Here is a 17,307-nt window from a genome sequence, read left to right on the forward strand (position 1 = left end):
AAGGAATCCGAAATGGCAAAACGCATTTTTGAAGTCTACCGCTACGATCCGGACAAGGACGCGGCACCGCGCATGCAGACGTACGAGCTCGAGATCCAGCATGAGCGCATGCTGCTCGACGCACTGGTCAAGCTGAAGGCCGTCGACGAGACGCTGTCGTTCCGCCGTTCGTGCCGTGAAGGCGTGTGCGGTTCGGACGCGATGAACATCAACGGCAAGAACGGTCTCGCGTGCCTGACGAACCTGAACGACCTGCCGCAGAAGATCGTGCTGCGCCCGCTGCCGGGCCTGCCTGTCGTGCGCGACCTGATCGTCGACATGACGCACTTCTTCAACCAGTATCACTCGATCAAGCCGTACCTGATCAACGACGCGCCGCCGCCGGAGAAGGAACGCCTCCAGTCGCCGGAAGAACGCGACGAGCTCGACGGCGTGTACGAGTGCATTCTGTGCGCGAGCTGCTCGACGTCGTGCCCGAGCTTCTGGTGGAACCCGGACAAGTTCGTCGGCCCGGCCGGCCTGCTGCAGGCTTACCGCTTCATCGCGGATAGCCGCGACACCGCCACCGGCGAGCGTCTCGACAACCTGGAAGACCCGTACCGTCTGTTCCGTTGCCACACGATCATGAACTGCGTCGACGTTTGCCCGAAGGGCCTGAACCCGACGAAGGCGATCGGCAAGATCAAGGAACTGATGGTTCGCCGCGCGGTTTAAAGTTTGTGATGAGCGACGATTCGCATCAATCCGACCCGCACCGTCGCGCGCGCCTCCGCTGGCGCGCGCGGCGGGGTCTGCTGGAAAACGACATCGTATTCGAGCGTTTCTTCAGCAGATACGAGCATGACCTCACCGATGCAGACGTAGGCGCGTTGTCGCGCCTGCTCGATCTGAGCGACAACGACCTGATGGACTTGCTCCTCGCGCGCAAGGAACCAGAGGGCGACCTAGACAGCCAGGATATTCACCGGCTGTTGGAGATGCTGCGCAACGTGTAACGCCAAGGTGTAACGCGCTGTGCCCGTTATCGAATCCCGTTTCTATTTTCGATTGAGGATGTGCCATGACTCCGTCTGATGTTAAAGCCACGCTATCGTTCAGCGACAACTCGCCGAGCGTCGAACTGCCGATCTACAAGGGCACGATGGGCCCGGACGTGATCGACATCCGCAAGCTGTACGGCCAGACCGGCAAGTTCACGTACGACCCGGGCTTCATGTCGACGGCAGCTTGTAATTCGGCGATCACGTACATCGACGGCGACAAGGGCGAACTGCTGTACCGCGGCTACCCGATCGACAACCTCGCGCAGAACGCCGACTTCCTCGAGTCCTGCTACCTGCTGCTGAAGGGCGAGCTGCCGAACGCGGCGCAAAAGAAGGAATTCGTCGACACCGTCACGAAGCACACGATGGTGCACGAGCAGATGCACTTCTTCTTCCGTGGCTTCCGCCGCGACGCGCACCCGATGGCGATCCTGGTCGCCGCGGTCGGCGCGCTGTCCGCGTTCTACCACGACTCGCTCGACATCAACGACCCGCGTCACCGCGAAGTGTCGGCGATCCGCATGATCGCGAAGCTGCCGACGCTCGTCGCGATGGCGTACAAGTACAGCATCGGCCAGCCGTTCGTGTATCCGAAGAACTCGCTGTCGTACAGCGCGAACTTCATGCACATGATGTTCTCGAACCCGTGCGAAGAGTACAAGGTCAACGACGTGCTCGTCCGCGCACTCGACCGCATCCTGATCCTGCACGCCGATCACGAGCAGAACGCATCGACGTCGACGGTCCGCCTGGCCGGCTCGTCGGGCGCGAACCCGTTCGCGTGTATCGCGGCCGGTATCGCTTGTCTGTGGGGCCCGGCGCACGGTGGTGCGAACGAAGCCGCGCTGAACATGCTCGAGCAGATCGGTTCGCCGGACAACATCCCCGAATTCATCAAGCAGGTGAAGGACAAGAATTCGGGCGTGAAGCTGATGGGCTTCGGTCACCGCGTGTACAAGAACTACGACCCGCGTGCGAAGCTGATGCGCGAAACGTGCTACGAAGTGCTGAACGAACTCGGCCTGCACGACGACCCGCTGTTCAAGCTCGCGATGCAGCTCGAGAAGATCGCGCTGGAAGACGAATACTTCGTGTCGCGCAAGCTGTACCCGAACGTCGACTTCTACTCGGGTATCGTCCAGCGCGCGCTGGGCATCCCGACGTCGATGTTCACGTGTATCTTCGCGATGGCACGTACGGTCGGCTGGATCGCACAGTGGAACGAAATGATCGCGGATCCGGAACAGAAGATCGGCCGTCCGCGTCAGCTGTTCATCGGCGACACGCCGCGCGAAGCGAAGCCGATCAACGCACGTTAAGTCGTGCGCGGCGCGAACGGCCGCAAGGCCGCTCGCGTCCGGCAACTGCAACGCCCCGACACCCCGGTGGGACATCCCGCCGGGGTGTTTTCATTTGCGCGGCCGACGCTGGCCCGAGCCGGCGCGGCGTTCCAGCGACGGCGGGCGTGTGTCGAGCGGCGGCGAGTCGGTGCCGGGGTCGCTGTCGGGCGCGTGGCCGTGTTGAGCGAAGAACTGCCGGTATGCGCCGGGCGTCATCCCGCGCGCGGCGAGGAACTGGCGGTTGAAGTTCGCGGCGTTCGGAATGCCGCAGCGCGCGGCGACCGTCGCGATCGGCCAGTCGGTGCCGACCAGATGGCGGCACGCATGCGCGAGCCGCAGCCGCTGCACGTAGCGGCCGACGCTTTCGCCGAGGTGCCGTACGAACAACCGCTGCAGCGTGCGTTCGGACATGTGCGCGACGGCCGCGAGCGCATCGACGCGCAGCGGCTCGTGGAACTGCCGGTCGATCGCGTCGAGCACGCGATCGAGCCGCTCTGCTTCGGGCGCGGCGGCGTTCGCGGACGGCGACGCTGCATCGGGTTGATCGTAGGCCTGCGCGGTGGCGAGCGGTTCTCCGCCGGCGTCCGCGAGATCGGCGAGCGTGTCGAGTGCGGCCGCGAGGCGAATGCGCGGCGAAGGGTCGAGCAACTGCGGCAGCCGCGCGCGCATCGCACGGGCCGTATCGGCGTCGAATGCAAGGCCGGGCGCCGCGCGCCGCAGCAGCGAGCGCAGCGGCGCGTACTCGGGGCAGCAGTCGGCCACGCGTCGTGCCCAGTCACCGTCGAACCAGACGACGAGCGCGACTTCCGGCGCCGCGCGATCGATGCGCGCATTCGACGACCACGTATGCGGCAGGTTGGGCGGCACGAGCACCAGATCGTCGTCCGCATAGCGCGCGACGTGATCGCCGATGAAGCGCTGGCCGCGGCTGTTCAGCGTCAGCGTCAGTTCGTACTCGGGATGACGGTGCCATTCGAACGGAATGCGCGCGAGCTGGCGGTGGTACACGCGGATCGAACAGCCGGGGGCGAACGTCACGTGCTCGTACTGCGGTTTCATCGCGGCCTCCGGGCGAGGGCGGGCAGCGCGCCGTGGCATGATCGTGATCGATCGTCACGACGGAGCGATGCCATGTTTTCACATGTTTGCGTGGGCGTCAGCGATACCGCGCGCGCGTACGACTTCTACGCGCCGCTGTTCGCGGAACTCGGGCTGCGGCTGAAGTTCAGCGAGCCGGACGGCTGGTCGGGCTGGATGCCGGCCGACACCGACCGGCCGCTGTTCTTCTTCGGCCGGCCGCTCGACGGCCGCGCGCCCGAACCCGGCAACGGCCATACGATCGCATTCGACGCGCCGACCCGCGCGCAGGTCGACCGCTGCCACGCGCTCGCGCTGCAGCAGGGCGGCACCTGCGAAGGGCCGCCGGGCCTGCGGCCGCACTATCACCCCGACTACTACGGCGCGTATTTCCGCGACCCGGACGGCAACAAGCTGTGCGTGGTCTGCCATCGTCCGGAGTAGCAGGTGGTTGTCAGGATTGTATCGATAGTTGGCCGGATAGTGCCGATGGCGGCGATGCGTCCGCCGTACGCTGAATGCTCATCACCACACGATTCAGCGAGGAGACGACGATGCACCTGACGATTGACGATCTGCCGGTTGCGATCCGCACGGCGAAAAGGGCGCTGCGCGCCGATCTGCCCGGTTACGCGGCCACGTTCCGCGAACTGGAGGGCGATATCGCGCGGCAGGTCGACGCGATCCGTCGCGCGCACGCGCACGGCCGCGACGTGATCCCGGTATTGCGATTCGCGGATATCGCGAACGGCACCGTCGATCCGCAGGCGATCGCCGCGATCCGCACGCACGGCGCCGCGGTGATCCGCGGCGTATTCGACGCGCAGCAGGCGCGCGACTGGAACGACGAGATCGGCGCCTATCTGGATGCGAACCGCTTCGCCGAGCGGCTGCATGCACGCGCCGAGGACCGCTACTTCGGCAATCTCGCATCGGGCAAGCCGCAGATCTACGGCGTCTACTGGTCGAAGCCGCAGGTGGCCGCGCGGCAGTCGCCGGCCCTCACGCAGGCGCGCGTGTTCCTGAACAGCCTGTGGCGTCATGCCGACGGCGCGCGCAGGCATTTCGACCCGGACCAGGTGCCGGCCTACGCCGACCGGATCCGCCGCCGGCCGCCGGGTTCGACGTCGCTCGGGCTGTCGCCGCATGTCGACGGCGGCTCTGTCGAGCGCTGGCTCGGCGCGAATTTCCGGCAGGTCTATCGTCACGTGCTGGCCGGCCGCTGGCGCGCTTACGATCCGTTCGACGCGGCGTTCCGCCCCGACGTCGAGGAGATTCCATCGCCGGCCGTGTGCTCGATGTTCCGCACGTTCCAGGGCTGGACCGCGCTGACGCCGCAGGGGCCTGGCGACGGCACCCTGCAGCTGATTCCGGTCGCGAACGCGATGGCGTATGTCGTGCTGCGCGCACTGCAGGACGACGTCGCCGACGACGACCTGTGCGGCGCGCGTCCGGGCCGCGCGCTGTCGATCCTGCCCGAATGGCACGCGCTGCTGCTCGACGCGCTGGTGCCGATCCCGCACATGGAGGCGGGCGACGCGGTGTTCTGGCACGGCGACGTCGTGCATGCGGTCGAGGATGCGCATCGCGGCAGCGGCGACAGCAACGTGATGTACATCGCGGCCGCGCCCGGGTGCGCGAAGAACGACGCGTACCTGCAGCGCCAGCGGCTCGCATTCCTGCGCGGCGACAGCCCGCCGGATTTCCCGGCCGATCATTTCGAGGTCGACTTCGACGGACGCGGCGGCGAGGGCGATCTCACGCCGCTGGGCCGTGCGCAAATGGGGTTCGCGCCCGTCAGCGCATGACGGACGCGCCGCATGCATCGGCCGCATCCGCACCGCGCGGAACGGCCGTTTGCGCCGCGCCCGGCGGCCGTCTGCCGAATCCGCTGCATCCCGCCTGCAATTCGACGCGATCGGCTGCGGGCGCGCCCGAATTCGACGCGAATTGCGCAATTTGACTTCCGATAATGGTCCGGACACAACGCAGCTGCCCCGTGCGCCGCACGGGGGCAGCGTGACCATGGAGGAGTCGATGCAATTCACGCAAGCGATCGTTCGCCGTCCCGCGCCGTCCTGCGGCGCGGGTCTCACCACCGCCGCGCTCGGCGCGCCCGACTACGACAAGACGCTCACGCAGTTCCACGCGTACTGCGACGCGCTGCGCGGGCTCGGCGTCGAGCTGACCGAGCTGCCGCCGCTGGACGCGTTTCCCGATTCGCACTTCGTCGAGGACGTCGCCGTCGTCACGCCCGAATTCGCGGTGATCACGCGTCCCGGCGCACCCGCGCGGCGCGGCGAGACGGTGCACATCGAAGCGGCGCTCGGCGCGCATCGCGACCTGCTGCCGATGCAGGAAGGCCGTCTCGACGGCGGCGACGTGATGCAGGTCGGCAAGCGCTTCTACATCGGCCTGACGGGCCGCACCGATGCCGAGGGCATCGCCGCATTCGAGTCGCTGGTGGCCCGCTACGGCTATTCGGTCGTCGCGGTGCCGGTCGGCGCGGGGCTGCATCTGAAATCGGTCGTCAACGCGCTCGGCGACGACACGCTGCTCGTGACCGAGGCGCTGGCCGCGCATCCGGCGTTCGCCGACTATCGCCGCATCGCGATCTCGGCCGCCGACGAATACGCCGGCAACACGCTGCGCGTGAACGGCACGCTGATCACGCCGGCCGGCTATCCGCGCGTGCACGACGCGATTCAGTCGCTCGGGATGCCGCTGCACGTGATCGACACGAGCGAGTTCCGCAAGATGGACGGCGGCCTGACCTGCCTGTCGCTGCGGTTCTAGCCGATTGGCGCGCGGCCGCTTCGGCCGGATAATGTGGCCCCCGCGCGGAACCGGAGGAGACGCTCCGCGCACCAGCCACGACCCGACCGGAGCGAACGCGGATGACCGACAAGAAGATGCAGCTCGACAAGATCGATCTCCGGATCCTCGACATCCTGCGTACCGACGGGCGGATTTCCTACCGGAAGCTGTCCGAGCTCGTGAACCTCACGCCGCGGCCCTGCCAGGCACGCGTGGAGCGGCTCGAGGCGCTCGGCGTGATCGAAGGCTACCGCGCGGTGATCAACGCGCCGCGCGCGACCAAGCCGATCGTCGTGATCGCGCAGATCGTGCTGGCCGACCACGGGCGTTCGCAGGCGCCGTTCGAGGACGAGATGCGGGCCAATCCGGCCGTGCTCGATTGCTGGCTCGTCAGCGGCACGTTCGATTTTCTCGTGCGGCTCGCGTGCGAGGATCTCGACGAATACCGGCGGATCGCGAACGCGTGGCTGGAAAGCCCGCGGTTCCGGATCGAGAAGATCGTGACGACGGCCGAGCTGCAGGCGATCAAGCGCAGCGTCGTCTGACGCGGCCGTGCGCGTCCGGGCCGCCGGCATCGGACGCGCGACCCGGCGGCAGGACCATTTTTTGACGCGGATAACCGGGCCGATCGATTGGTATTCCGAATCAATTCGAGCGGCCCGAATCCAACAGGGTGAACACTATGGATGCTTTGCAAGCGGCAGCGCAGACGGCCGCGCCGTCCGGAACGGCGCTCAAGCGCCGGCTGCAGAGCCGCCACATCGCGATGATCGCGATCGGCGGCTCGATCGGCACGGGGTTGTTCGTCGCGTCGGGCGCGTCGGTCGCGCAGGCGGGGCCGGGCGGGGCGATCGCCGCGTATATCGCGATCGGGCTGATGGTCTACTTCGTCGTCACCGGGCTCGGCGAGATGGCCGCGCTGATGCCGGTGTCGGGCTCGTTCGCGATCTACGGCGAGAAGTACGTCGACGAAGGCTTCGGCGTCGCGCTCGGCTGGACCTACTGGTACAGCTGGGCCGTGACGATCGCGATCGAGCTGGTCGCCGCGCAGATCGTGATGCGCTACTGGTTTCCGGCGGTGCCGGGCGTGTGGTGGGGCGCCGGGTTCCTGGTGCTGATCTTCCTGCTGAACACGCTGTCCGTGCGCGGTTTCGGGGAATCCGAATACTGGTTCTCGCTGATCAAGGTCGTCACCGTGATCGCGTTCATCGCGGCGGGCTTGCTGATCGCGGTCGGCCTGCTCGGCAACGGGCAGCCGGTCGGCTGGCGCAACTTCAGGACCGGCGACGCGCCGTTCGTCGGCGGCGTGCACGCGATGATGAGCGTCGCGCTGATCGCGGGCTTCTCGTTCCTCGGCACCGAGCTGGTCGGGATCACGGCGGGCGAGTCGGAAAACCCGCGCAAGACGATCCCGCGCGCGGTGAAGCAGATCTTCTGGCGCATCATGCTGTTCTACGTGCTCGCGATCTTCGTGATCGGCCTGCTGGTGCCGTACACCGATCCGAACCTGCTCAAGAGCGACGTGACCGATATCGGCGTGAGCCCGTTCACGCTCGTGTTCAGCCATGCGGGCTTTCCGCTCGCCGCGGGCGCGATGAACCTCGTGATCCTGACGGCCGTGCTGTCGGCCGGCAACTCGGGCACGTATGCGGCCACGCGGATGCTGTACAACCTCGCGGCGGAAGGCCGTGCGCCCGCGATGTTCGCGACGCTGTCGCCGGGCGGCGTGCCGCGCAACGCGCTGTACGCGACGATGGCGGTGGGCGGGCTGTGCTTCCTCACGTCGTTGACCAACAACCAGAGCATCTATCTGTGGCTGCTCAATACGGTCGGCATCACCGGCTTCATCGCGTGGCTCGGCATCGCCGTTTGCCACTACCGGTTCCGCAAGGGCTTTCTGAAACAAGGCTACCGGCTCGAGCAGCTGCCGTATCGCGCGAAGTGGTTCCCGTTCGGGCCGCTGTTCGCGATCGCGATCTGCATCGTGATCTCGCTCGGGCAGGATTACCAGGCGTTCTTCGCCGCCCGCGTCGACTGGATGGAAGTGCTGTCGATCTATGTGTGGATCCCGCTGTTCGTCGCGATCTGGTGGGCGTATCGCCGCGTGCGCAAGAGCCGGCTCGTGCGCTACGAGGAGATGGAGATCGGGCCGTGGCTCACGCGCTCGGTCGAGGCCGTCGATGCGGCGGTCGCGCAGCACGGGCAGCCGCACTGAGCGTGACGCGGCGCATGCGCGGCGACGGGGCCGGCTCGCGCAACGCGGCCGGCTCCGGTGAAGCAGGCGTGCTGCCGCTGCGCCTTCATGAAATCCACCCGCGCGGGAGGCGTGGCGCCGCTACTTGTCCAGCTCCGGGTAGTGCCGGAAGATCCCCATGTCGTTGAACGGGATGCGGCGCTCCGACTCGAGATAGCGCGCGACGGGCGGATGCGCCGCGACGCGGTCGTGCAGCCCGACGAGCCCCGCGACCTTGCGTTCCTCGCGCTTCATCGCCTTCGGGAACGCGTAGCGCAGGCCTTCGATCAGCTGGAAGATCGACAGATCCGCGTAACTGAGCGCGCTGCCGGCGATGTGCCCGCCTTTGTGCGGATTCTGCGCGAGCACGCGATCGAAGTAGCCGAGGAATTTCGGCAGCCGATGTTCGAGGAAATCGGCCGCGCGCTCGGCGGCTTCGGCCTTCTGGTCCTCGTAGTAAAGGCCGCTGCCGATCGGGTGATGCGTGTCGTGGATCTCGGTGACGAAATCGGCGACGGTCAACTGAAGCTGATGCACCCACAGCCGGCCGGCTTCGTCGTCGGGCGCGAGCCCCAGCCGCGCGCCGAGAAACAGCAGGATGTTCGCGGCCTGCCCGACGACCATGTCGCCGGCCTTCAGGAACGGCGGCGCGAACGGCACGCATTCGGCCTTCGTGCTGTCCATCAGCCGCATCATCGCCGACACGCCCATGCCGCGCCCCGATTCGCGCGCGACGTCGACGTAGTCGGCCTCGGCCGCTTCGAGCGCGAGCCGCACGTACTCGCCGCGGCCCTGGATTTCGGGCCAGTAATAGAGTTCGTATCGCATGCAATGCTCCTGTCCGGTCGATGCGTCGGGCGATGCCAGCATCGTGATGGCGGGAAGGGCGGCGCGCGCCGCCCGTTGCGAATAGACAGTCTAGGAGATCGTGCGGGAAGTGCGGTGCTTGCCGCGCATCACGCATCGCGCTCGTCGCGCTCGCCGCCTTCCGGGCCGTAGAAGAACACCCAGGTCGAGAAGTCGTCGGAGAAGCCGACGAAGCGGTGCGACGCGAATGCGGGGACGAACAGCACGTCGCCCGTCGCGACGCCGCATTCGCGCCCGTCCACGATGAACCGCGACGTGCCGGCGGCGATCACGTAGACCTCGTCGCGCGTGTGCGGCGTCTGCAGATCCTCGCCGCGCGGCCGGTACAGCTCGATGTCGAGCGTGCCGTGTCGAAACAGCGTGGTGAACAGCGTGCCTTCATCGTCGAGGCGGGCGAGCGATTCGTTGATGCCGAGCTTCATCGTCGTGGGCTCCGGGTTACGGATCGTGGGAACGAGGGCATGCGGATTGCACCATCGTAGCGCGAAATCCGGAGCTCGGCCGGCGGTGCGCGACCCTGCCTGCGAATCGCGTCGCGCGCCATCGATGAAACGGCGGCACCACGATCTCACCACCGATGAAACGAATCGGTCCGCCGGTGAAACGGCGCGGCGATCGTCGGCATGTGTGCGACAGCTTCACCGCAATTTAATAAACGCGCACTACGATCGCGCATCGTCAATCGACGGAGCGTCGTGCTGCGTTTCACGCTTCGACGCTGCCGCCCGTCGCGGATCTCCGCGATTCGCCAGATTGCCATTTCCCCTGACCCCGCGAATTGCACCGCCGCGCCATGCCGCCGCATGCGATTCGCATTGTTTCGCATTTCTTATGAATTCGAATGCATCGACTGCTTCACGCAGAAAATTCCTTGCCGCCGCACCCGGTATCGCAGCGGTGCCGCTGTTGAGCGCATGCGGTGGCGACGACGTCGCATCGGCGCCGCTCACCGATGCGGCGCTGGCCGCGCAGATGTCCGCGAAGCTGAACGCGCAGCTCGGCGATGCGGCGACGGTCGACGCGATCCTGCCCGCGCTGACCGATGTCGGCTTCACCTGGGACCTGCCGATGGTGCCGGCCGCGCAGATCGGCGCGATCGTCGCGTACAGCTTCGGCAATCGCCCGAACGCCGTGAGCGGCAACACGTCGAGCACGGGCGGCAACCAGTCCGCGCTGCCCGATCCGGGGCCCGTCAATGAAGCGCTCGCGGACGCCGTGTACCGCATCCGCCAGCTGAAGCCGGTCAAGGTCTACGCGCAGTGGGAAATCGCGCGCTTTCTCGTGTCGAAATACGGGATGGGCGCCGACGTGCTGTCGTCGGTCGAGTCGGTGATCGCGAGCGACGGCACGATCGTGTACCTGAGCACGGCCGGCGTCGCGGCCGAGGCGGTTACGCGTGCGGGCGGCGCGGCTGCGATGGGCACCGTCGCGGTGGTCGGCCATCGCGACCATGCGAAGCGCTGCATCCAGACCTCGCAGCAGGCCGGCATGAAGGCGGCCGCCGTCGCCGAGGTGCCGCTCCCGACCGTGTACGACCCGCAATCGGGCCAGCCGTGGACGCGCAACCGCAGCCTCTACCTCGTGCACGACATGTATGCGCAGATGCTGAGCCGCGCGATCGCCGCGACGATGCAGGCGTTTCCGAAGGGCTGACGTCTGCCGTTCTCCACTCGAATCTCATGACCATGACGACCCGCCGCCATTTCCTCGCTTCCTCTTCGCTGCTCGCTGCATCGTGCGCCGCCGTCGCGCCCGCGCGCGCGAGCGGTGCTCCCGTGTCCGATGCGGAACTCCAGCGCCAGATGCTCGGCAAGCTGACCGACGAACTGAACGATCGCGCGACCGCGGCCGACGAGACCGGCTACCTGCTCGACACGTCGTTCTCATGGACGCCGCCGGGCGTCGATGCGGCCGCCATCAACACGATCGCCGCGTTCGGCTTCGGCAGCCGCGCGGGCGCGTCCGGTGCCGCGCCCGTCCCGGGCCCGGTGAACGCGGCGATCGCCGATGCGGTGTTCCAGCTTCGGCAAAAGGCCGCGGCGCCGATTTACGCGCAGCAGGAAGTCGCGAGCGTGCTCGCGTCGAAGTACGGACTGACGGCCGGCGTGACGTCGATCGCGACGCGGGCGCCGGCCGCCGGCAGCCCGATCCCGACCCCCGACGGCGTCGTCGCCGCGATCGTCCGACAGGCCGGCTCGGCCGCGGCGCTCGGCAAGGTCGGCATCGTCACGCATCGGGATCAGGCGTCGCTCGCCGTGCGCGTGTCGAGCGCTGCGGGAATGCAGGCCGCGGTACCGGCCGGGCTGACGCTGCCGGTGTTCTACGACAGCGCCGCGCAATTGCCTGCATTGCGGCGTCGCGATCTCTACCTGCTGAGCAGCGCGGGCGTGCAGCTCGGCATGCTGCGGCTCGCGCTGATCAACCGCGAATACCCGAACGGCTGACGTTCCCCGTTTGGCTGGTAATGCCGATACAGGTATTGACACTACCAGCCAAACCACTGTTTTTAATGGGTTTTTTCGCGCCGCGCCCGCGCCGCGGCGCGTTCTGCGTGGCATAATCGACCGCATCCGCAAGGCTTGTAGTCACAACGACCCCGCATACCCATGGCACAGACTCTCTACGACAAACTGTGGAATACCCACGTCGTCCACACCGAGGACGACGGCACGGCATTGCTCTACATCGACCGTCAGCTGCTGCACGAAGTCACGAGCCCGCAGGCGTTCGAAGGGCTGAACGTCGCGCACCGCCCGGTGTGGCGCATCAGCGCGAACCTGGCCGTGTCGGACCACAACGTCCCGACCACGGATCGAAGCCACGGCATCGCCGATCCGGTCTCGAAGCTGCAGGTCGACACGCTCGACGCGAACTGCGATGCGTTCGGCATCACGCAGTTCAAGATGAACGACGTGCGTCAGGGCATCGTGCACATCATCGGGCCGGAGCAGGGCGCGACGCTGCCGGGCATGACGATCGTCTGCGGCGACTCGCACACGTCGACGCACGGCGCGTTCGGCGCGCTCGCGCACGGCATCGGCACGTCGGAAGTCGAGCACGTGCTCGCGACGCAAACCTTGCTGCAGAAAAAGAGCAAGAACATGCTCGTGAAGGTCGAGGGCACGCTGCCGCGCGGCTGTACCGCGAAGGACATCGTGCTCGCGATCATCGGCAAGATCGGCACGGCCGGCGGCACGGGCTACGCGATCGAATTCGGCGGCTCGACGATCCGCGCGCTGACGATGGAAGGCCGGATGACCGTCTGCAACATGGCGATCGAAGCCGGCGCGCGCGCGGGCATGGTCGCCGTCGACGACACGACGATCGACTACCTGAAGGGTCGTCCGTTCGTGCCGACTGGCGCGGAATGGAACCAGGCCGTCGAGTACTGGCGCGAATTCAAGTCCGACGAAGGCGCGCAGTTCGACCGCGTCGTCGAGCTGAACGCGGCCGAGATCGTCCCGCAGGTCACGTGGGGCACGTCGCCGGAAATGGTCACGTCGATCGACGGTCGCGTGCCGGACCCCGAGCGCGAGAAGGATCCGGTCAAGCGCGACGCGATGGAGCGCGCGCTGGCCTACATGGCGCTCGAGCCGAACACGCCGATCGAGTCGATCAAGGTCGACAAGATCTTCATCGGTTCGTGCACGAACGCGCGCATCGAAGATATCCGCGCAGCCGCCTACGTCGTGAAGAAGCTGAACCGCCGCATTGCGTCGAACGTGCGGCTCGCGATGGTCGTGCCGGGCTCGGGCCTCGTGAAGGCGCAGGCCGAGCGCGAAGGGCTCGACAAGGTGTTCACCGACGCGGGCTTCGAATGGCGCGAGCCGGGCTGCTCGATGTGCCTCGCGATGAACGCCGACCGGCTCGAGCCGGGCGAGCGCTGCGCGTCGACGTCGAACCGCAACTTCGAAGGCCGGCAAGGCGCGGGCGGTCGCACGCACCTCGTGAGCCCCGCGATGGCGGCGGCGGCGGCGATCGAAGGCCATTTCGTCGACATTCGCCAGCTGGGGTAACGCGTGACGGCATCGAAGCTCATCGCGCGGCTGGTGGCCGCGCTGGCGCTCGCGGGGCTGGGCTTCGGCCTCGCGGGCTGCAATACCGTCCGAGGCTTCGGCCAGGACGTCAACGCCGCCGGCAATGCGCTGCAGCGCGCCGCGGACTGACGCCCACCGAGAATTTGTCGATGTGCGCCGGCTGAATGCCGGCCCTCCAACCGGATAGACGGATCATGGAAAAATTCACTGTACATACCGGCGTCGTGGCGCCGCTCGATCGCGAGAACGTCGACACCGACGCGATCATCCCGAAGCAGTTCCTGAAGTCGATCAAGCGCACGGGCTTCGGTCCGAACGCGTTCGACGAATGGCGTTACCTCGACCACGGCGAGCCGGGCCAGGACAACTCGAAGCGCCCGCTGAACCCGGACTTCGTGCTGAATCAGCCGCGCTACCAGGGCGCATCGGTGCTGCTGGCACGCAAGAACTTCGGCTGCGGCAGCTCGCGCGAGCACGCGCCGTGGGCGCTGCAGCAGTACGGCTTCCGCGCGATCATCGCGCCGAGCTTCGCCGACATCTTCTTCAACAACTGCTACAAGAACGGGCTGTTGCCGATCGTGCTGACCGAGCAGCAGGTCGATCACCTGTTCAACGACACGTATGCGTTCAACGGCTATCAGCTGACGATCGACCTCGATGCGCAGGTCGTGCGCACGGGCGACGGCCGCGAGTATGCGTTCGACATCACCGCGTTCCGCAAGTACTGCCTGCTGAACGGTTTCGACGACATCGGCCTGACGCTGCGTCACGCGGACAAGATCCGCCAGTTCGAAGCCGAGCGGCTCGCGAAGCAGCCGTGGCTCAACAACAAGCTGGTCGGCTGAGATTGCCTCCGGGCGGGCGCGCATGACGCGCGCTCGCCGACCTGCCACCCATACCTATCCAGTCAGGAATAACGCATGAAGATTGCAGTGCTGCCCGGCGACGGCATCGGTCCGGAAATCGTCAACGAAGCGGTCAAGGTGCTGAACGCCCTCGACGAAAAGTTCGAGCTCGAGCGGGCGCCGGTTGGCGGCGCGGGCTACGAGGCGAGCGGTCATCCGTTGCCGGACGCGACGCTGAAACTCGCGAAGGAAGCCGACGCGATCCTGTTCGGCTCGGTCGGCGACTGGAAGTACGACTCGCTCGAGCGCGCGCTGCGCCCCGAGCAGGCGATCCTCGGGCTGCGCAAGCATCTCGAGCTGTTCGCGAACTTCCGTCCGGCGATCTGCTATCCGCAGCTCGTCGATGCGTCGCCGCTGAAGCCGGAACTGGTCGCGGGCCTCGACATCCTGATCGTGCGCGAACTGAACGGCGACATCTACTTCGGCCAGCCGCGCGGCGTGCGCGCGGCACCGGACGGCCCGTTCGCCGGCGCGCGCGAAGGCTTCGACACGATGCGCTACTCGGAACCGGAAGTGCGCCGCATCGCACACGTCGCGTTCCAGGCCGCGCAAAAGCGCGCGAAGAAGCTGCTGTCGGTCGACAAGTCGAACGTGCTGGAGACGTCGCAGTTCTGGCGCGACGTCATGATCGACGTGTCGAAGGAATACGCGGACGTCGAGCTGTCGCACATGTACGTCGACAACGCGGCGATGCAGCTCGCGAAGGCGCCGAAGCAGTTCGACGTGATCGTGACCGGCAACATGTTCGGCGACATCCTGTCGGATGAAGCGTCGATGCTGACGGGCTCGATCGGCATGCTGCCGTCGGCGTCGCTCGACAAGAACAACAAGGGTCTGTACGAGCCGTCGCACGGTTCGGCGCCGGACATCGCGGGCAAGGGCATCGCGAATCCGCTGGCGACGATCCTGTCGGCCGCGATGCTGCTGCGCTATTCGCTGAATCGCGCGGAGCAGGCCGATCGCATCGAGCGCGCCGTGAAAACGGTGCTCGAACAAGGCTACCGCACCGGCGACATCGCGACGCCGGGCTGCCAGCAGGTCGGCACGGCGGCGATGGGCGACGCGGTGGTCGCCGCGCTGTAAGCGCGCGGCAAGGCAACAGGCAGTCAAGATAGAAAAGGGCGCGAACGGGCCGCGAAATCGGCCGGTTCGCGCGCGGTTGGCCGTTGTGCGGGCAACCGGCTTTGTGTAGACTCGAACGATGGCGCTGATTTCCCTGATCTCCCCGGTCCTGAAACTCCACGGCAACACTGCCCGTGCGGGTGCGCGCGCCATCGTCATCACGAAAACCATTACCACGAAAACGATCATTAAACGCTGATCGCCGTCGTGCCCGCCTGTTTCCCCGCGCGGTCACGCGGGGACGGAAATGGCGGGGAAGCTCCATTCAAGCAAAGGGTTAGTCATGAACGTAGGTCTCGTAGGTTGGCGCGGCATGGTCGGCAGCGTGCTGATGCAGCGCATGCAGGAAGAAGGTGATTTCGACCTGATCGAACCGGTGTTTTTCAGCACCAGCAACACGGGCGGCAAGGCGCCGTCGTTCGCGAAAAACGAGACTACGCTCAAGGACGCGACCAACGTCGACGAGCTGAAGAAGTGCGACGTGATCATCACGTGCCAGGGCGGCGACTACACGAACGACGTGTTCCCGAAGCTGCGCGCGGCCGGCTGGAACGGCTACTGGATCGATGCGGCCTCGTCGCTGCGGATGAACGACGACGCGGTCATCATCCTTGATCCGGTCAACCTCGACGTGATCAAGGACGCGCTCGTCAAGGGCACGAAGAACTTCGTCGGCGGCAACTGTACGGTCAGCCTGATGCTGATGGCGCTCGGCGGCCTGTTCCGCGAGAACCTCGTCGACTGGATGACGGCGATGACCTACCAGGCCGCATCGGGCGCGGGCGCGCAGAACATGCGTGAACTGCTGTCGCAGATGGGCACGCTGCACGGTTCGGTGCAGGAGCAACTCGCCGATCCGGCTTCCGCGATTCTCGACATCGACCGCCGCGTGCTCGCGACGATGAACAGCGACGCGATGCCGACGAGCCACTTCGGCGTGCCGCTCGCCGGCTCGCTGATCCCGTGGATCGACAAGGATCTCGGCAACGGGATGTCGAAGGAAGAGTGGAAGGGCGGCGCGGAAACCAACAAGATCCTCGGCAAGCCGGCCATGGGCGAGCCGGGCTCGATCCCGGTCGACGGCCTGTGCGTGCGGATCGGCGCGATGCGCTGCCACTCGCAGGCGCTGACGATCAAGCTGAAGAAGGACGTCCCGCTCGACGAAATCAACGGCATCCTCGCGTCGGCGAACGACTGGGTGAAGGTCGTGCCGAACGAGCGCGAAGCGTCGATGCGCGACCTGTCGCCGGCGAAGATCACCGGCACGCTGACGGTGCCGGTCGGTCGCCTGCGCAAGCTCGCGATGGGTGGCGAATACCTGTCGGCGTTCACGGTCGGCGACCAGCTGCTGTGGGGCGCGGCCGAGCCGCTGCGCCGCATGCTGCGCATCCTGCTCGACAAGTAAGTCGGGCCGCGCCGCGCGCGGTGCGCGCGTGACGCGAAACGCCTGCCAGCCCTTCGCGGGGCGGCAGGCGTTTTTTTGTCCGGCGTCAGGTCTTGTGCGGACCGCCCATTGCGCGGAAGTCCCGAACCGCTCGCGCGGCCGGGGCTTTTCCTGCATCGCCATCCTTTGGCACGAGGAATCGATGCGACGCGAAGTACAAGGAGGGGCCGAATTCGTTCCGGAACCCGATGCCGTCGTCCGGTTTTTCATCGATTGATGATCCTCTTTTGACAAAACCGGCGCGTGCGATTCTGTGCCCGGATCGGCGATGCCTTCGCGCGATTCGCGCACCGACGGCCCGACGCGGTCGGCCGTAAGGTCGCGGCGCAGGCGCGGACGGCCGCATCCGCAGGCGACGAATTCGGCCGGAACGCGATCGTGTGAAGTAAACTATGCGGTTACGACGCGCAGAGCCGCCCAAA

The 17,307-nt window shown here is 66.7% G+C and carries 19 protein-coding genes; 16 read left to right on the forward strand and 3 right to left on the reverse strand.

The window, feature by feature from the left end; genetic code table 11:
- Positions 1-12: 12 nt before the first annotated feature.
- The 3 genes from DIE04_RS17870 to gltA all read left to right on the forward strand — a co-directional run bounded on the left by DIE04_RS17870 (position 13) and on the right by gltA (position 2,362).
- On the forward strand, positions 13-714 hold the full coding sequence (locus DIE04_RS17870; RefSeq protein ID WP_011658352.1) for a succinate dehydrogenase iron-sulfur subunit: 702 nt from the start codon (positions 13-15) through the stop codon (positions 712-714).
- An 8-nt stretch (positions 715-722) separates the two neighbouring features.
- On the forward strand, positions 723-995 hold the full coding sequence (locus DIE04_RS17875; RefSeq protein ID WP_044843801.1) for a succinate dehydrogenase assembly factor 2: 273 nt from the start codon (positions 723-725) through the stop codon (positions 993-995).
- Positions 996-1,060: 65 nt separating this feature from the next.
- The gene (gene gltA, locus DIE04_RS17880; protein ID WP_014899964.1) at positions 1,061-2,362 is read left to right on the forward strand and encodes a citrate synthase; all 1,302 of its coding nucleotides are present in this window, start codon (positions 1,061-1,063) and stop codon (positions 2,360-2,362) included.
- A gap of 90 nt (positions 2,363-2,452) precedes the next feature.
- Here gltA and DIE04_RS17885 read toward each other — a convergent pair whose 3' ends face one another.
- Positions 2,453-3,442, reverse strand: coding sequence for an AraC family transcriptional regulator (locus tag DIE04_RS17885; RefSeq protein WP_124486400.1), 990 nt, complete (start codon positions 3,440-3,442; stop codon positions 2,453-2,455).
- 72 nt (positions 3,443-3,514) lie between these two features.
- Between DIE04_RS17885 and DIE04_RS17890 the strand changes: the two genes are divergently transcribed.
- The 5 genes from DIE04_RS17890 to DIE04_RS17910 all read left to right on the forward strand — a co-directional run bounded on the left by DIE04_RS17890 (position 3,515) and on the right by DIE04_RS17910 (position 8,492).
- Entirely contained in the window at positions 3,515-3,904 is a 390-nt protein-coding gene (locus DIE04_RS17890) for a VOC family protein (RefSeq protein WP_124486399.1), read from the forward strand.
- Between the two features lie 110 nt (positions 3,905-4,014).
- Positions 4,015-5,268, forward strand: coding sequence for a DUF1479 domain-containing protein (locus DIE04_RS17895; protein ID WP_124486398.1), 1,254 nt, complete (start codon positions 4,015-4,017; stop codon positions 5,266-5,268).
- Positions 5,269-5,497: 229 nt separating this feature from the next.
- Positions 5,498-6,256: a dimethylarginine dimethylaminohydrolase family protein gene (locus tag DIE04_RS17900; protein ID WP_124486397.1), complete on the forward strand. Its 759-nt coding sequence runs from the start codon at positions 5,498-5,500 to the stop codon at positions 6,254-6,256.
- A 101-nt stretch (positions 6,257-6,357) separates the two neighbouring features.
- Complete coding sequence (locus DIE04_RS17905) at positions 6,358-6,822, forward strand: Lrp/AsnC family transcriptional regulator (RefSeq protein WP_124486396.1); 465 nt, start codon at positions 6,358-6,360, stop codon at positions 6,820-6,822.
- A 137-nt stretch (positions 6,823-6,959) separates the two neighbouring features.
- Positions 6,960-8,492 (forward strand): amino acid permease, encoded by a 1,533-nt coding sequence (locus DIE04_RS17910; protein ID WP_124486395.1) that lies wholly within the window; start codon positions 6,960-6,962, stop codon positions 8,490-8,492.
- 120 nt (positions 8,493-8,612) lie between these two features.
- Here DIE04_RS17910 and DIE04_RS17915 read toward each other — a convergent pair whose 3' ends face one another.
- Positions 8,613-9,338: a glutathione S-transferase gene (locus DIE04_RS17915; protein WP_124486394.1), complete on the reverse strand. Its 726-nt coding sequence runs from the start codon at positions 9,336-9,338 to the stop codon at positions 8,613-8,615.
- Between the two features lie 128 nt (positions 9,339-9,466).
- Complete coding sequence (locus DIE04_RS17920) at positions 9,467-9,799, reverse strand: cupin domain-containing protein (RefSeq protein ID WP_124486393.1); 333 nt, start codon at positions 9,797-9,799, stop codon at positions 9,467-9,469.
- A 409-nt stretch (positions 9,800-10,208) separates the two neighbouring features.
- Between DIE04_RS17920 and DIE04_RS17925 the strand changes: the two genes are divergently transcribed.
- The 8 genes from DIE04_RS17925 to asd all read left to right on the forward strand — a co-directional run bounded on the left by DIE04_RS17925 (position 10,209) and on the right by asd (position 16,846).
- Positions 10,209-11,030: a hypothetical protein gene (locus tag DIE04_RS17925; protein WP_124486392.1), complete on the forward strand. Its 822-nt coding sequence runs from the start codon at positions 10,209-10,211 to the stop codon at positions 11,028-11,030.
- Positions 11,031-11,062: 32 nt separating this feature from the next.
- A complete protein-coding gene (locus DIE04_RS17930; protein ID WP_124486495.1) occupies positions 11,063-11,821 on the forward strand; it encodes a Tat pathway signal protein in 759 nt (252 codons plus the stop codon).
- Positions 11,822-11,983: 162 nt separating this feature from the next.
- Entirely contained in the window at positions 11,984-13,393 is a 1,410-nt protein-coding gene (gene leuC / locus DIE04_RS17935) for a 3-isopropylmalate dehydratase large subunit (protein ID WP_044843810.1), read from the forward strand.
- 3 nt (positions 13,394-13,396) lie between these two features.
- A complete protein-coding gene (locus DIE04_RS17940; protein WP_011658379.1) occupies positions 13,397-13,543 on the forward strand; it encodes an entericidin A/B family lipoprotein in 147 nt (48 codons plus the stop codon).
- Positions 13,544-13,608: 65 nt separating this feature from the next.
- Entirely contained in the window at positions 13,609-14,259 is a 651-nt protein-coding gene (leuD, locus tag DIE04_RS17945; RefSeq protein WP_044843811.1) for a 3-isopropylmalate dehydratase small subunit, read from the forward strand.
- A 75-nt stretch (positions 14,260-14,334) separates the two neighbouring features.
- Positions 14,335-15,402, forward strand: a complete 1,068-nt coding sequence (leuB, locus tag DIE04_RS17950; protein WP_124521338.1) for a 3-isopropylmalate dehydrogenase — start codon at positions 14,335-14,337, stop codon at positions 15,400-15,402.
- A gap of 118 nt (positions 15,403-15,520) precedes the next feature.
- Complete coding sequence (locus DIE04_RS17955) at positions 15,521-15,640, forward strand: hypothetical protein (protein ID WP_006756675.1); 120 nt, start codon at positions 15,521-15,523, stop codon at positions 15,638-15,640.
- Positions 15,641-15,724: 84 nt separating this feature from the next.
- Complete coding sequence (asd, locus tag DIE04_RS17960) at positions 15,725-16,846, forward strand: aspartate-semialdehyde dehydrogenase (RefSeq protein WP_057923940.1); 1,122 nt, start codon at positions 15,725-15,727, stop codon at positions 16,844-16,846.
- The last annotated feature ends 461 nt before the right edge of the window (positions 16,847-17,307 follow it).

Origin of the sequence: Burkholderia sp. Bp8994 (assembly GCF_003853805.1) — a bacterium.
In the GTDB taxonomy this organism is placed as follows: Bacteria; Pseudomonadota; Gammaproteobacteria; order Burkholderiales; family Burkholderiaceae; genus Burkholderia.

What these genes read in the sequence shown, in the direction of transcription:
- DIE04_RS17870 (WP_011658352.1), top strand. Translation starts at nt 13, where the DNA reads ATGGCAAAACGCATTTTTGAAGTCTACCGCTACGATCCGGACAAGGAC.
- DIE04_RS17875 (WP_044843801.1), top strand. Translation starts at nt 723, where the DNA reads ATGAGCGACGATTCGCATCAATCCGACCCGCACCGTCGCGCGCGCCTC.
- gltA (WP_014899964.1), top strand. Translation starts at nt 1,061, where the DNA reads ATGACTCCGTCTGATGTTAAAGCCACGCTATCGTTCAGCGACAACTCG.
- DIE04_RS17885 (WP_124486400.1), bottom strand. Translation starts at nt 3,442, where the DNA reads ATGAAACCGCAGTACGAGCACGTGACGTTCGCCCCCGGCTGTTCGATC.
- DIE04_RS17890 (WP_124486399.1), top strand. Translation starts at nt 3,515, where the DNA reads ATGTTTTCACATGTTTGCGTGGGCGTCAGCGATACCGCGCGCGCGTAC.
- DIE04_RS17895 (WP_124486398.1), top strand. Translation starts at nt 4,015, where the DNA reads ATGCACCTGACGATTGACGATCTGCCGGTTGCGATCCGCACGGCGAAA.
- DIE04_RS17900 (WP_124486397.1), top strand. Translation starts at nt 5,498, where the DNA reads ATGCAATTCACGCAAGCGATCGTTCGCCGTCCCGCGCCGTCCTGCGGC.
- DIE04_RS17905 (WP_124486396.1), top strand. Translation starts at nt 6,358, where the DNA reads ATGACCGACAAGAAGATGCAGCTCGACAAGATCGATCTCCGGATCCTC.
- DIE04_RS17910 (WP_124486395.1), top strand. Translation starts at nt 6,960, where the DNA reads ATGGATGCTTTGCAAGCGGCAGCGCAGACGGCCGCGCCGTCCGGAACG.
- DIE04_RS17915 (WP_124486394.1), bottom strand. Translation starts at nt 9,338, where the DNA reads ATGCGATACGAACTCTATTACTGGCCCGAAATCCAGGGCCGCGGCGAG.
- DIE04_RS17920 (WP_124486393.1), bottom strand. Translation starts at nt 9,799, where the DNA reads ATGAAGCTCGGCATCAACGAATCGCTCGCCCGCCTCGACGATGAAGGC.
- DIE04_RS17925 (WP_124486392.1), top strand. Translation starts at nt 10,209, where the DNA reads ATGAATTCGAATGCATCGACTGCTTCACGCAGAAAATTCCTTGCCGCC.
- DIE04_RS17930 (WP_124486495.1), top strand. Translation starts at nt 11,063, where the DNA reads ATGACGACCCGCCGCCATTTCCTCGCTTCCTCTTCGCTGCTCGCTGCA.
- leuC (WP_044843810.1), top strand. Translation starts at nt 11,984, where the DNA reads ATGGCACAGACTCTCTACGACAAACTGTGGAATACCCACGTCGTCCAC.
- leuD (WP_044843811.1), top strand. Translation starts at nt 13,609, where the DNA reads ATGGAAAAATTCACTGTACATACCGGCGTCGTGGCGCCGCTCGATCGC.
- leuB (WP_124521338.1), top strand. Translation starts at nt 14,335, where the DNA reads ATGAAGATTGCAGTGCTGCCCGGCGACGGCATCGGTCCGGAAATCGTC.
- DIE04_RS17955 (WP_006756675.1), top strand. Translation starts at nt 15,521, where the DNA reads ATGGCGCTGATTTCCCTGATCTCCCCGGTCCTGAAACTCCACGGCAAC.
- asd (WP_057923940.1), top strand. Translation starts at nt 15,725, where the DNA reads ATGAACGTAGGTCTCGTAGGTTGGCGCGGCATGGTCGGCAGCGTGCTG.